The organism is Metasolibacillus fluoroglycofenilyticus (assembly GCF_003049645.1).
GTDB classification, from domain to species: Bacteria; Bacillota; Bacilli; order Bacillales_A; family Planococcaceae; genus Metasolibacillus; species Metasolibacillus fluoroglycofenilyticus.
Genome location: NZ_PYWK01000001.1, coordinates 1869368 through 1883056 on the forward strand (window position 1 = coordinate 1869368; position 13689 = coordinate 1883056).

The following is a 13689-nucleotide window of genomic DNA, read 5'->3' on the forward strand; positions in this document are numbered from 1 at the left end:
AACTTTCCTGTGCTAAAATTTGTTACAAGGAGGTAGACAAATGAAAACACGCTATGACTTACCTTGTAACATCGCACAAACATTAAATATTATTGGTGATCGATGGACAATGCTCATTTTACATGAGCTATTAATAGGTGAAACGAATTTTAACGATATTAAAGCAAAGCTTCCCGGCCTATCAGCCAACCTTCTCTCAACAAGATTAAAATCACTTGAAGAAGCTGGGCTCGTAGTCGCTACATTATACTCTGCACACCCTCCGCGCTACGCCTACAGTTTGACGGATAGTGGGAAGGATTTAGAGCATATTTTTAATGCTCTTATTTTATGGGGCTCTGCGCATTTAAAGCCCTGTTATAAAGAAATTGTAGACCCTAAGACGAATTCGCCTGTAGAAATTGGTTATTTTTCAAAAGAAACAGGCCAACGTGTTGAGCATATTCGCGTTCAACCAATCCAATCATAATGAATTGGTGGCGTCCCAAAAGCAGTGCTTCGCCTGCTTTTGAGTCGTTTCGTTTCCAATTATTATTTAATTGCCATTTGCCCACCCCATATGCGTGCAACCCACCCTTCAAATAAACGAATCGCTTGGTCTAATAGCAGACCAAGAAGCCCAATAATAATAATGCTTGCCATCACAACATCAAGACTTAATGCATTTCTTGCATCGACGATTAAAAACCCTAAGCCTGACTGTGCACCAACCATTTCTCCTGCAACAAGGAAAATCCAAGCGCTCCCTAAAGCCATATGCAAGCCGTTAGCAATCATCGGAAAAGCGGCTGGAAAAATAATCTTCCACATGCGCTCGCTATGTGTCATTTCAAAATTAGCTGCCACACGTAAATACATCGCATCTACCTTTTTTACCGCAGACACTGTTGACAGTAAAACAGGGAAAAAAGCGGCGATAAAAATGATGATAATTGCAGGCATATTGCCGATACCAAACCATAGTACAATGAACGGCGACCAAGCAATTGGCGATACAGGTCGTAATACTTGCACAACCGGGTCAAGCACCCGCCATAATGCTGGCAATTGCCCGACAAGTAAACCAAGTAGAATGGCAATTGTCACTGCTAAAAAATAACCGCTAAAAAATCGAAAGAAGCTAATTTCTATATGCGTTATAATCGAGCCGTTTCGAATCATTTCAAAGAGTGCCTCTACTACTAAAAGCGGTGGCGGGAACAATGCCTGGTTATACCCACCCAATGTGCTCACTAACTGCCAAATAAGCAAGAGCAAACCGAAGCCAACTAGCATTGCCTTTATATTTTTTAAAATCATTTCACCCCTCCTACTGCCATAATGATGTATCAACGAAATCCTCATATGCTGGTGGATTTTCTGATAGCTTCATTTCAATCAATGCGTCTCGTAAAATAGCATAAGCTTCTTCTTCAATTGCTAGGTTGTCATAGGAAATCCATTGCAAGGATAAGTCCAATACATTTTGCTCCACATTCATAAATTGTCCGACAACTTCCTGCATATGTGTGTCTTTATGCTGTGCTTGCTCACCTGCCGCTATATAATCTTGAACGAAGCTTTTTGCTGTTTGCTGCTGTGATTGAATGAACTCATTGCGCAACACTAAACCACAATCGATTGAATTTGGCCAAATGTCCTCAGATTGGTAAAGCACCTTTCCTTTTTCAAGAGCCACTGATATAGCACCGAATGGTTCTGCTACAACATAGCCAGCAATTTGACCTTGCGCGAGCGCCGCTGGCATTTCTGCGGGTGGCAGCTCTACTACATTTATATCCTCGTAGGATAATCCTTCTTTTTTCAACATTTCATAAAGCAAAATATTATGCGTTGAAAAACGGTTTGGGATGGCAAAAGATTGCCCTTTTAAATCTTTAGCACTCGCAATGTTTGGAGCTACAACAAGCACATTACCATCACGATGCCCCAAGGCGACTGCCTTTAAATCAATGCCCTTTTCCTTCGCGTTCATCGCAAGCTGAATGAGCACAGAAGCCCCATCAATTTTCCCCGTATTTAAGGCATCCATTAACTCAGGCCATGACCCGAACTTCACAAGCTCTAGCCTGTAATTTGTCTGCTCTGCATCCTGCTGCATATATAACGGTACAGCATGAGTAATCGGTAAATAGCCTATTTTAACTGTTGGCTTTCCCTCGCTTTCTTTGGCTGAAGATTGCTCATTGCTGCCACATGCACTTAGAAGAAGCAAAACAATAGCCCCTACTAAAATATAAATCCCCTTTTTCAAGTAGCTCTCCTCCTATCAATTACGCCTCGGTTAACCCTCGTCCAGATTTTTCAAGCTAATTGGCGGAGGTTAACCTAAAACCGTCACGTCCTATGACAGCGATTAACTGACCTGTATCACGCAGGCCCCTCTTCAAAATCTGTGACATTCGCCGGAGGCTTTCGGCCAACACGATGTTGGTAGTTCACTCAATCATTATCGCAAGTTGCGATGTTTTTTAGACTGAATTCCTCTTAGTCAACGAGTGTTTGGACACCCGCTGACATTGGTCTAATACTTGCATTCATTTCGCACCTATACAGGTGGGACACTTCTGTAACTCCTGCCTCGCTATTGGTACAAAAAAATTTAGTCCGTGCGGTTACTCGTCGCAAAAAACATGTGCTCCTGCGATTACTCGTCGCAAAAAACATGTGCTCCTGCGGTTACTCGTCGCAAAAAACATTGCTGAAAGAAGTTAGATATTGTATTCGATTTGCTGTTTATTGCTCGTAAATTGAAATTCGTTAAAAATCAGCTCACGATAATGCTGAAAATCTGCATCTGCACGATTTCTAGGCTTAGCACCTTTAATCGATATTTCTTTATAAATCCGACCAGGATTTGCACCCATAATGAATATGCGGTCCGCTAAGTAAATTGCCTCATCAATATCATGTGTGACAAGCATAATTGTCATTTGCTCACGCTGCTGAATTGAAATCAATTCATCCTGTAAATAATAGCGGGTAAATGTATCGAGTGCTGCAAACGGCTCATCCATTAAAATCACCTCTGGCTGAATGGCTAACGCGCGTGCAATCGCAACTCGCTGCTGCATCCCTCCAGATAGCTCATGTGGTAATGCTTTACACTTATCAAGCAGACCTACCATACCTAAATAGTGCACTACCCTTTCAGTCATTTCGTCTTTCGTTAATTTTTCTCCTTCGAGTGCTAATGCTACGTTTTTTTCAACAGAGCGCCACGGTAATAGAGCATAGTTTTGCATTAGCATTATACAGCGCTTACTTGGCTTTTTAATTTCTTCCCCGTCTAATAGAATGGAGCCACTAGACGCTTGCTCAAAACCCCCCACTAAGTTAAGCAATGTACTTTTCCCACATCCACTTTTCCCTAAAATGACGATGATTTCACCTTTATGGACATCAAAGGATATTTGCTCTAAAACCGTTTCTTGTTTTTTCTGGGAAGAAAATCGTTTGGAAACTTGCTGTATTGATACAATCGGTGCTAGCATATGTATTTCACCACCTCTTAATCTTATAATATTACTAGGTTTAATATGTTTTAAGTTATTTTATTATACTCACTTCAAAAAAACAACTCATTTTTCAAAAAAATTTTTATTTACTGCTTAAAAGCGATTTTGGATACGAAAGCAAAGTTCTCCTCGTTTATAAAATGACCTATTTTTTGGATATATTTGTATTCCTTAAAAAAGCGTAGCCTGCGGGGCTACGCTGCATTTTCGCATGAATGTTTACTACTAGATAGCAAGTATGAGCACTGTGTTCAAAGCTGTTTGATTTATTTCAATAAAGTTTGTTCAAAATACTGCTTTACTTGTGGCCACTCTTCCTTCGTAATACTGTATAAATGTGTATCGCGCAGCGTTCCATTTTTACGCACCATATGATTGCGTAAAATCCCCTCTTTTTTAGCACCGATACGTTCGATTGCTTGCTGAGAGCGTTTATTTTCATTATCTGTTTTAAGCTGTACACGGTTCATTGCAAGCCGCTCAAAGCAATATGCTAGTAAAATATATTTACAATTCGTATTAATCGCCGTTCCCCAGCATGCAGGCGTTAGCCATGTATAGCCAATTTCTAATCGCTTATGTGCATTATCAAAATCAAATAACGATGTAGCACCGACAATTTTTTCTGTTGCTTGATTAATAATAACAAAGGTAATTACCGTACTCGCTTCACGCTGCTTTATTGCCGTTTCAACGTAATTTTCCACAGCTGTCTTTGTCATAAGATGTAATGATGTATGCGCCCATATTCGCTCATCATGGGCTGCCTCATATATCCCATCAATATGTGCACGCTCAATATGCACTAAACGCACAATTTCATTTTGCAAAGTTTCCATTTTCATCCCTCCGTTTTCTTTATTATACAGAAGTGAAAACGGAATATTAGTAAACAAATCCAATTTTTTTTGCTACGATAGACATAGTGGAAAGATAGAAAGAAGGTTTTTTTATGAGGGAGCATGCACTACCAATACTATATGTAGCCATTATTGCATGCATTGGAGGATGGCTATTCTCACTTTTATCATTGCCAATTCCATGGATGATTGGACCGTTATTTACTGTACTTCTTGCACAGTTTTTCATTCGCAGACCACTTAAATGGCCTGCATTTTTTCGCAACATCGGGCTTGTTATTATTGGCATTACGATTGGTGAAAATTTTTCTTTAACTATTTTACAAACAATGGGAACAATGTTTTGGTATATGTTAGCAATTAATATTATTTTTATTTTACTATGCTTGCTGCTCGCATTTATCACAGCTAAATATACAAATATGTCACTACATACCGCAATTTTAGCAAGCGTCCCCGGTGCACTTGGACAAATTATCGTTTTTTCATCTGAACAAAAGGATGTTGACCTTGCTGCTGTGACTTATTTTCATTTAATTCGTGTACTAGCTGTTGTTAGCGTTATACCATTTTTAGTTTCTGGGCATATTGTGCAACAAAATGTTGCTAGCATCACTTCGCCACTATGGGCTGGAATTATTTTAATTGCAGCAAGCTTTGCTTTCGCGCTCATCGCCAGTAAATTTCATATGCCAACACCTTTCTTTTTAGGCCCTGTCCTTTTTGGTATATTGCTTAATGTTGTGCAAATTGATATCCCAACTATTTCAGCGAACGTTTTGCATCTTGCACAAATTGCAGTTGGTGCTCATATTGGTTTACTGTTAACACCTGGTGCACTACGCCTTCCAAAACGCACACTATTATTCGGCTTAATGAATGTTGTTTTACTTATGTTTGTTAGTTTTTTATGCGCAAAACTTGTGATGACCATGCTTAATTATACATTTGCGACAAGTTTTTTAAGCACTGCACCTGGTGGCATGGACCAAATGGCATTAATTGCTACCTCTATCCATGCAGAGGCAGACATTGTCACCGTTTTTCAGCTCGCACGCATGCTATTTTTATCCTTTGTTATTATTCCATTATTGAAGAAATATAGTGTCCGGCTTAAGCATTAATGCTTAAGCCCCCTTGGTCGAAATAACTCTGCATATGCCGCCCCACCTAAAATGAATATAGCACCAACCATTTGTATGATGCTTAATCGTTCCGCTAAAATAATGACCGAAAAAATTAAAGCTGAAAGAGGCTCTAAATAACCGAGTATGGAAACGGATTGAACAGGTAAACGGCCGATGGAAGAAAAATAAAAATAACAGCCGACACCTGTGTTTACAAGACCAAGTATCAATATAGGCAGCAAATCTCCAGCCGCTATTTGAACGATAAATCCTTGCTTCACAACAACAAATTATGTCTATGGTGAAAACGGTCTAGGCATTAGCATATTACCAGAGCTAATTTTACAGCGAATTCCTTATAATATTATTGCGAAAGAGCTTGAAATTCCTGCCTTTCGTCATATTGGAATTGCTATGAGAAATCAGCAATCCTTATCGCTTGCAACGCAATGTTTTTTTACAGTACTTACCCTTTAGAAACGAAAAGTGTTAAGTTTATAGCAAATATTTACCAAAAGGACTTTCTCCTTCCGTAGTCACAATAAATTGCCACTATCTCCGTTGTAAACGAAGGAGTTTTCCGAAAAGTCCATTTTGTTTTGACACCGCATTGAAATCAATGTTTTCATCGCTTCCCTTTTACTGAAGGAGTACACTGTTAAAGCCAATGTTCATCCCATTTTTAAAAGAGGCGTTCTCTGTTTATATGAATCAACATTTTGCGAAACATCATCGCGACTGTCCAAAATGCCAGCTATGCACGGCTTTTTGGACAGCCCCCCTATTTTTTAAGTAACTATGACGAATATTCTCTTGCATTTTAAAAAAAGTTGTGCATATAATAAATTAGACTGGTGGTCGGTCGTATCAGGAGGCATCTATAATGAGAATTGTTAAAGAGCACGAAGAACGTCGCAATGAAATATTAAATATAGCACAGGCTCTTTTTGTTACAAAGGGCTTTACGAAAACAACAATCAACGATATTTTACAGACAATTGGCATTGCGAAAGGCACTTTTTATCATTATTTTAAATCCAAAGAAGAGGTGCTGGATGCTATTATCGAGCGCATTATACAGGCAGATGTCGTGAAGGCACAGCATATTGCCGCAAACCCAGCACTATCAGCAGTCGATAAATTATTCGCTATTTTACTAGCACAAGCACCACAGCAAGGCGACGAAAAAGAGCAACTTATTGAACATTTTCATCAGCCTGATAATGCAGAAATGCATCAAAAGAGCTTAGTGCAAGCAGTAATTCATTTGTCACCTGTTTTAACAGAGGTTATTCAGCAAGGGATTAAAGAAAAGATTTTCAATACAGATTATCCGCAGGAAACTGTAGAATTTTTACTCGTTTCTGCGCAGGTTATGTTTGATGATGGCTTTTTTCAATGGCAACCTGAAGAAATGCAACAAAGAGCAGTTGCCTTTGTTCAGTTAATGGAGCGAGCATTAGGTGCGAAGAATGGTAGCTTTAAAAAAATGCTAACCATCTTATTAAAGCAATCATAACTGTAGTAAATTTTAGACGTAAAGCGATTCCTATTATGATTCGCTTTCTATTTTTTAAATATATAGACCGACAGTCGGTCTAAAACAGGGGGACAATAATGGTTTCTATCCAACAACCTGCTTTTTCAAAGGATTTTTTATTCGCTGTTCTAGGTCAAATTATTTCCATTTTAGGAGCAGCTCTATTGCGTTTTGCTTTATCACTGTATGTATTAGATTTAACTGGCAGAGCAGATTTATTCGCAGGGCTGCTCGCTATATCTAGCATTCCCCTTCTGTTCTCCCCTATAGGAGGAGCACTTGCAGACCGCTTTAACAGGCGCAATTTGATGGTGCTATTTGATATGATTAGCGGCGTAATTATTTGCTGTTTATTTTTATCCTTATCAGTGCAGGAGCCTTCTATTATTGTGATTGGCACTGTAATGACTTTATTAACATTCATTAGTGCTATGTACACACCGGCGGTACTCGCCAGTATTCCACTGCTTGTAACAAATAATAAGCTAGAGCAAGCAAATGGGATTGTGCAAGGCATTCAAGCATTATCGCAAATAGCAGCTCCTGTTTTAGGAGGGCTACTGTATAGTATGCTTCCTTTAAAAATACTCGTTATTGTCAGTGCTATTTTCTTTTTCTGTTCAAGTATATTGGAAATGTTTATAACAATTCCTTTTACGAAGCATACACAGCAGTCTATTTTAAAAGATTTGCAAGTAGGCTTTCGGTATGTTGGAAAGCATACTTTTATTTTAAAATGTATTGTTCTCGCAGCAAGTTTAAATTTTATATTAACGCCATTCTTTATTATCGGTGTACCAATTATTTTACGAATAGCAATGCAAGCAAGTGATATTCTTTATGGAATTACAATGGGGACCCTTGATTTCGCGACAATTATTGGTGCATTGTCTATCGGCCTATTTGCGAAGCATTTGCGGATGAATCGTCTGTATAAATGGTTACTTCTTATTGCCCTATGTGCTATACCAATTGCCTTTACCGTGACACCTTTTGCACTACAGCAAAGTTTTGCCTTGTCATTTCTCGTTTTTACAGGCTGTAGTATTGCGATTGCTATGCTTATTACTGTTCTCTCTATCTTTGTCATTACCGCTGTTCAAAAGCAAACACCGAATGAGCATCTTGGCAAAGTAATGGCCATTATTACAGCAAGTGCCCAATGTACTGCTCCTTTTGGTCAAATTTTATATGGTATTGTCTTTGAAGCAACACAGCATGCGATGTATTGGTCTGTGCTGTTAATGAGTATATCTGTATTGCTATTAGCCTTTATAGCGAAAAAAATGTGGCAACAAACAGGAAGTGAGGAAGCACTATGAATTTTCGGATGATACAACGAGATATTGCACGCAATCCTATGATGACACTGACTTTAGCAGTTTTTATTTTATTTTCATCTGTCTTAATGGCAAATGCTTCAACAATGATTGTTCACTTATTTATATCTGTAGAGCAGTTTTTTCAGCAAGCAAAGGCGCCTCATTTTGTTCAAATGCATGCTGGACCAATCAATCAGCAGCAAATCGAGGCATTTGTCATGCAGCACCCATTTATCGAAGCGCAACAAACGGTCGATATGCTAACAATCGACCAAACACAGCTTTTCATTGAAAATCGCAAAGTAAGCGAGGCAAGCAATGGTAGCGTGATGGATATGAGCTTTGTCACACAAAATCCGTTATTTGACTTTTTATTAGACGAAACAAATCGCCCATTGCAAGTTGCGGAAGGTGAAATTGCTATACCAATGTATTATATGGAGAAATATCAGTTACAGCTTGGAGATCGGATTTGGTTTGCCAATGGACAAATCGAGATGGAATTTACCATTTCAAACTTTATACGTGATGTGCAAATGAATCCGACAATTGTTAGCTCCAAGCGTTTTGTTGTCCATCAGAAGGATTGGGATACTCTAGCACAGTCGATAGTTCAGCATGAATATTTAATCGAATTTTTAGTGAAGGAGCAAAAACAAACACAGCAGTTGGAGCAATTATATGAAGCATCTCATTTACCGCAGCAAGGTCCTACAATTACGTATCCACTATTTAAAATGTTGAATATGCTAACAGATGGACTAAATATACTTATATTGCTCTTTATTAGCGTTTTATTAATGGGCATTGCTTTACTCTGTATTCGTTTAACAGTTTTGACAACATTAGAGGAAGACATACGCGAAATTGCTGTTATGAAAGGGATAGGTATTGCTCACAGGCAAATCCGTCAACTTTACGTGATGAAATATATCGCGCTTGTTATGTTAGCAGCTCTTTGCGGCTATTTGCTATCATTGTCTATTACACGGCACTTCACAGCTAATATGGCACACTATATGGGAAAAGTTCAACTGACATTAGCTCATTATGTAGTATCTCTTGCTAGTGTCGGAGTAGTTTGTTTAACAATTATTTTATATTGTTATTTTACTTTAAAAAGATGTGAGCGCATTTCTGTTGTAGAGGCTTTACGACAAGGGGCTATCCCGGAGAGACGAAACAAAGGGCAAATGACGATTGCTAGCAGTAAATGGCCCTCAATTAATCTGCTACTAGCTATAAAGGATATTGGCGCTCGCTCTTCTATGTACCGACTTATTGGCGCCGTTTTCATCATTGCCTGCTTTATGATGCTCGTCCCATTAAATTTATTGCAAACGATAAAATCCCCCGACTTTATTACGTATATGGGGGCTGGTAAAAGTGATATACGCATCGACCTTCCATATAACGTTAATGCCAACGAGCATTTTCAAAACATTCAATCTACCCTTTCTCAGGATAGAGAAGTGGAAAAATATGCGCTATTGACGACGGCAAAATTTATGGTAGAAACAGGTGAGAAACAGTTTGATAGCTTACAGGTTGAAATGGGTGATTTCACAATCTTTCCCGTACGTTATGTTGCTGGTACAGCACCTATACAAGACAATACAATTGCCCTTTCCATTTTACAGGCACGTGAACTCGCTGTAGAGGTAGGTGATTCACTAAAGATTATTGTTGATCATCAACCAAAGCAACTAATAATCACAGGTATTTATCAAGATATTACAAATGGTGGTAAGACGGCAAAAGCACAGCTTACACCCGGCTCGACAACGCCTATTCTTTGGCATGTAATCAATGTAGATGTTATAGATAATATCGATATTCAGCAAAAAATCAACGCTTATCGGGAAATTTTTGCAACAGCTAAAATTACAAATATGGCCCATTATATTACTCAAACACTAGGCTCAAATATTGTACAACTTAAGCAAGTAACATTGCTTGCCCTTCTGCTATCACTATCTATCGCAATCTGTATTGCTGGAATGTTTATGCAAATGCTACTTGCAAAGGATGCAAGGCAAATTGCTATTTTACAAAGCTTGGGTTTTTCCAAAAAGGCAATCCGTAGACAATATATTTCACGCGTATTAACAGTTTTATTTATCTCCGTCATTATCGGGACTATTTTAGCGAATACACTCGGTGAATATTTTATCAATCAGCTTGCAACATTTATCGGCGCATCCCATATTACCTTTACTAGCCATCCATTGCAGGCATATTTCTTCTATCCATTATTACTGGTTTGTGCAGTTACATGGACTGTTTTACTAACGACGACAAAACTTCGTGAACAGTCCCCTATCTCAAAATTAGGAGGAAACAGCTAATGACAATTTTAGAAGTAAGGCATTTACACAAAACATACGTAACTGGCAATACAGAGCAGCATGTTTTGAAAGATATTCAACTTACAATTAAAGATGGGGAATTTGTCTCTATCATGGGACCATCAGGCTGTGGTAAATCGACTTTACTTTATACAGTGAGCGGCATGGATAAAGCTTCGTCAGGTCATGTCACCTTTTTACAGCAAAATATAGCCACACTGACGGAGCCACAATTAGCAAAATTAAGACTCGAAACAATGGGCTTTATATTTCAACAACATCATCTATTAAAAAACTTAAACTTATTTGATAATATCATCCTGTCTGCTTACTTAGCTAAAAAAGAAAGCCGTCAAAAAATCAATACGCGTGCTACACAATTAATGATGAAAATGGGGATTTTTGAATTAGCAAAGCATGACATAACACAAGCCTCTGGCGGGCAATTGCAAAGAATCGCCATTTGCCGCGCACTAATTAATAAGCCAACCATCTTATTTGGCGATGAACCAACAGGGGCATTAAATACAACTGCAACCGCAGAAGTAATGGATGTATTAACATCAATTAATATGCAAGGCACAACTATTTTGCTCGCTACCCATGATGCCAAAGTCGCTGCCAAAACCGAGCGTATACTATTTATGCTCGATGGGGAAATCATCGCAAACACAACTTTAGGGAAATATAACCCTGCAAGCAATGATTTAGCAGAGCGAGAGCAGCGGCTTCATCATTGGCTGACACAGCTAGGCTTTTAATCTAAATACGCAAAAAAATGGGACTGTCCAAAAAGCCATGCATAGCCGGCATTTTGGACAGTCGCGATGATGTTTCGCAAAATGTTGATTCATATAAACAGAGAACGCCTCTTTTAAAAATGGGATGAACATTGGCTTTAACAGTGTACTCCTTCAGTAAAAGGGAAGCGATGAAAACATTGATTTCAATGCGGTGGCAAAACAAAATAGACTTTTCGGACAACCCCATTTTCTTGCCAAAATTCCATTTTGAAAAACAACTGATTAAAATAACCCAATTAATAAGTAAACGGCTGTTCCCCAAATAAAAACAGCGGAACATTTATTAAATATGTACATCACCTTGCCTGAGGCATCCACTTTTTTTAGCATTGAGCCAGCGAACATTAAAGCAATAAACCATAGCCATGAGACGATAATACATGTTATAGTGAAAAGCATTTTTTCTGTGCCAATATAATTTAGTGCGCTCGTTCCAATAACGCCAACTGTATCTAAAATAGCATGTGGATTTAATAATGAAACGGATAGGGCAAACAATATTTGTTTTTTTGCTGGCAGTGCCTCTCCTTGCTGTGTGGCTTCAGCCTTTGCTGTCCAGAGCACCCTTCCCATATAAATTAAAAATAAAATACCACCACTAATTAAGCCAAGTCGCAACCATTCAAACTGATAAACGATAACTGATAAACCAAGCACTGCAAGTAAAATGAGCAGCGTATCGCATAGCGCAGCTGTAAAAACCGCCGGTAAAGCTTTAAATTTAGATGGCTGCATCGCCCCTTGTGAAAAAACAAAAACATTTTGTACCCCTAAAGGCAAAATAAGCCCAAAGGCCAAAATAATTCCATGAATAATTGCCTGCATTGATTTTCCCCTATTCTGTTTTATCTATCTAAATAAATTTCCTTGTCTCGATGCGATTTTAGCAGCATAGCCCATTAATTCCTCTTGCAATGCCTTTGCTGTATATTCCATGTTTAACTTTGCTGGCAGCTCTACTACTTCCTGCCCCTTTAATATTTCTGCCAAGCTCCAGTAAGGATACGGGCTATCCTTTGCAGGAACATCCTGTATAGAAAATAAATAATTATGGCGAAATAAAAGCTTTTTCCATTTCGTTGCTTCTTTATAAACAAGAAAGGCTGTATCTTTTGTAGCTAGTTCAATCATTTTTTGCAGCATTCTTTTCTCACCATGAAAGGTCATGGAATAGCTTGTTATATCCTCGCGCTGTTTCTCATGAATTCTAATCTCATATAAGTAAGATGACGCCATATTGCTCCCTCTTTTCTATTATAAATCCAAAAATAACTCCTCTAATACTTTCTCTTTCGCATCTAAAAAGCGCTTCGTTAAAATATAATGCAACGTCTCCTCATAGCGAACTTTGCTTATTTGTTGGTCAAAATCATATATTGTGGCATTTGGATAGCCTAACAAAATCGGTGAATGCGTTGCAATAATAAACTGTGCATCATGTTCCAGTTCTTTTATAATGCGCATTAAGCTAAGTTGTCTAGTTGGAGAAAGTGCAGCTTCTGGCTCATCCAATAAATAAATCGCCTTATGTCCGAATGCATTTTTAAACAGGGATAAAAAAGATTCACCATGCGATTGCTGATGTAAGGACTTTCCACCATACGCATCGTACTTCCGTCCAGATGGGTCAAACATTAAATCAAGATGACTTGCAAATTGATAAAATGTTTCGGCACGTAGAAAAAAGCCGCGCGCCACCTTTCGCGACCAACTTAATCGTATGTGCTCTCCAAGTGCAGAGTGCGATTCATGCACATCGTACAAATGATTGCGACTACCTCCAGCCGTATGGAAGCCACATTCATAGGCAATCGCCTCCAGCAATGTCGATTTGCCTGAACCATTTTCCCCAACAAAAAACGTAATATTCGTCGGTAAATGAAGCTCCTCTAAATGATGCAATGCCGCAATATTAAATGGATATTGCTGCTTCTCTATTACCTGCTCCTGCAAATAGCGCACTGTCTTTAAGTACATGGCATCTCCCCCTCATTTTATTGTAACGAATTGCGAAAAAAATAGCAAAATAGCCGTCAGCATGTACACTAGATATAGTAGCTTTTCTACCTTGGGTCTTTGCACTTGATTTTATAAATATCCTCTTTTTTCATAGATTATCTATGAATTTCATAAATTATCGGTGCTCTCTCATAATCGTCTTTAGCCCCTTC

General features: G+C 38.6%; 14 protein-coding genes. 6 read left to right on the top strand and 8 right to left on the bottom strand.

Annotated elements, in window-relative coordinates; translation table 11 throughout:
- The first annotated feature begins 40 nt into the window (after positions 1-40).
- Positions 41-469, top strand: coding sequence for a winged helix-turn-helix transcriptional regulator (locus C9J36_RS08730; protein WP_066162672.1), 429 nt, complete (start codon positions 41-43; stop codon positions 467-469).
- Between the two features lie 62 nt (positions 470-531).
- Here the strand turns inward: C9J36_RS08730 and C9J36_RS08735 are convergent, their stop codons facing one another.
- From C9J36_RS08735 to C9J36_RS08750, 4 genes are all read right to left on the bottom strand, one after another.
- Positions 532-1299, bottom strand: coding sequence for an ABC transporter permease (locus tag C9J36_RS08735; RefSeq protein ID WP_066162669.1), 768 nt, complete (start codon positions 1297-1299; stop codon positions 532-534).
- A 10-nt stretch (positions 1300-1309) separates the two neighbouring features.
- Positions 1310-2254: an ABC transporter substrate-binding protein gene (locus tag C9J36_RS08740; RefSeq protein ID WP_107942843.1), complete on the bottom strand. Its 945-nt coding sequence runs from the start codon at positions 2252-2254 to the stop codon at positions 1310-1312.
- Positions 2255-2711: 457 nt separating this feature from the next.
- A complete protein-coding gene (locus C9J36_RS08745; protein ID WP_107942844.1) occupies positions 2712-3494 on the bottom strand; it encodes an ABC transporter ATP-binding protein in 783 nt (260 codons plus the stop codon).
- A gap of 290 nt (positions 3495-3784) precedes the next feature.
- Positions 3785-4363 (bottom strand): GNAT family N-acetyltransferase, encoded by a 579-nt coding sequence (locus C9J36_RS08750; RefSeq protein WP_201261902.1) that lies wholly within the window; start codon positions 4361-4363, stop codon positions 3785-3787.
- A 107-nt stretch (positions 4364-4470) separates the two neighbouring features.
- Between C9J36_RS08750 and C9J36_RS08755 the strand changes: the two genes are divergently transcribed.
- A complete protein-coding gene (locus C9J36_RS08755; protein WP_107942845.1) occupies positions 4471-5502 on the top strand; it encodes an AbrB family transcriptional regulator in 1032 nt (343 codons plus the stop codon).
- On the opposite strand, the gene C9J36_RS08760 is transcribed toward C9J36_RS08755, so the two are convergent.
- On the bottom strand, positions 5499-5786 hold the full coding sequence (locus C9J36_RS08760) for a DMT family transporter (protein ID WP_082798907.1): 288 nt from the start codon (positions 5784-5786) through the stop codon (positions 5499-5501). The genes C9J36_RS08755 and C9J36_RS08760 overlap by 4 nt on opposite strands.
- Positions 5787-6388: 602 nt before the next feature.
- Between C9J36_RS08760 and C9J36_RS08770 the strand changes: the two genes are divergently transcribed.
- The 4 genes from C9J36_RS08770 (at position 6389) to C9J36_RS08785 (ending at position 11476) form a co-directional block, all read left to right on the top strand.
- The gene (locus tag C9J36_RS08770; RefSeq protein WP_107942846.1) at positions 6389-7024 is read left to right on the top strand and encodes a TetR/AcrR family transcriptional regulator; all 636 of its coding nucleotides are present in this window, start codon (positions 6389-6391) and stop codon (positions 7022-7024) included.
- A gap of 98 nt (positions 7025-7122) precedes the next feature.
- Positions 7123-8367 (top strand): MFS transporter, encoded by a 1245-nt coding sequence (locus tag C9J36_RS08775; RefSeq protein ID WP_107942847.1) that lies wholly within the window; start codon positions 7123-7125, stop codon positions 8365-8367.
- Complete coding sequence (locus tag C9J36_RS08780) at positions 8364-10715, top strand: FtsX-like permease family protein (protein WP_107942848.1); 2352 nt, start codon at positions 8364-8366, stop codon at positions 10713-10715. The genes C9J36_RS08775 and C9J36_RS08780 overlap by 4 nt, the downstream gene beginning before the upstream one ends.
- On the top strand, positions 10715-11476 hold the full coding sequence (locus C9J36_RS08785) for an ABC transporter ATP-binding protein (protein ID WP_107942849.1): 762 nt from the start codon (positions 10715-10717) through the stop codon (positions 11474-11476). Before C9J36_RS08780 ends, C9J36_RS08785 begins: the two co-directional genes overlap by 1 nt.
- Before the next feature lie 264 nt (positions 11477-11740).
- Here the strand turns inward: C9J36_RS08785 and C9J36_RS08790 are convergent, their stop codons facing one another.
- The 3 genes from C9J36_RS08790 to C9J36_RS08800 are packed head-to-tail and all read right to left on the bottom strand — an operon-like array spanning position 11741 to position 13495.
- Positions 11741-12343: a LysE/ArgO family amino acid transporter gene (locus tag C9J36_RS08790; protein ID WP_107942850.1), complete on the bottom strand. Its 603-nt coding sequence runs from the start codon at positions 12341-12343 to the stop codon at positions 11741-11743.
- Positions 12344-12367: 24 nt separating this feature from the next.
- Positions 12368-12754 carry a hypothetical protein gene (locus C9J36_RS08795; RefSeq protein WP_066162638.1) on the bottom strand — a complete coding sequence of 129 codons (387 nt, stop codon included), beginning with the start codon at positions 12752-12754 and terminating at the stop codon, positions 12368-12370.
- Positions 12755-12772: 18 nt separating this feature from the next.
- Complete coding sequence (locus C9J36_RS08800; RefSeq protein WP_107942851.1) at positions 12773-13495, bottom strand: AAA family ATPase; 723 nt, start codon at positions 13493-13495, stop codon at positions 12773-12775.
- Positions 13496-13689 lie beyond the last annotated feature (194 nt).

Coding starts and splice junctions, on each gene's coding strand:
- C9J36_RS08730 (WP_066162672.1), top strand. CDS start 41: ATGAAAACACGCTATGACTTACCTTGTAACATCGCACAAACATTAAAT.
- C9J36_RS08735 (WP_066162669.1), bottom strand. CDS start 1,299: ATGATTTTAAAAAATATAAAGGCAATGCTAGTTGGCTTCGGTTTGCTC.
- C9J36_RS08745 (WP_107942844.1), bottom strand. CDS start 3,494: ATGCTAGCACCGATTGTATCAATACAGCAAGTTTCCAAACGATTTTCT.
- C9J36_RS08750 (WP_201261902.1), bottom strand. CDS start 4,363: ATGAAAATGGAAACTTTGCAAAATGAAATTGTGCGTTTAGTGCATATT.
- C9J36_RS08755 (WP_107942845.1), top strand. CDS start 4,471: ATGAGGGAGCATGCACTACCAATACTATATGTAGCCATTATTGCATGC.
- C9J36_RS08770 (WP_107942846.1), top strand. CDS start 6,389: ATGAGAATTGTTAAAGAGCACGAAGAACGTCGCAATGAAATATTAAAT.
- C9J36_RS08775 (WP_107942847.1), top strand. CDS start 7,123: ATGGTTTCTATCCAACAACCTGCTTTTTCAAAGGATTTTTTATTCGCT.
- C9J36_RS08780 (WP_107942848.1), top strand. CDS start 8,364: ATGAATTTTCGGATGATACAACGAGATATTGCACGCAATCCTATGATG.
- C9J36_RS08785 (WP_107942849.1), top strand. CDS start 10,715: ATGACAATTTTAGAAGTAAGGCATTTACACAAAACATACGTAACTGGC.
- C9J36_RS08790 (WP_107942850.1), bottom strand. CDS start 12,343: ATGCAGGCAATTATTCATGGAATTATTTTGGCCTTTGGGCTTATTTTG.
- C9J36_RS08795 (WP_066162638.1), bottom strand. CDS start 12,754: ATGGCGTCATCTTACTTATATGAGATTAGAATTCATGAGAAACAGCGC.
- C9J36_RS08800 (WP_107942851.1), bottom strand. CDS start 13,495: ATGTACTTAAAGACAGTGCGCTATTTGCAGGAGCAGGTAATAGAGAAG.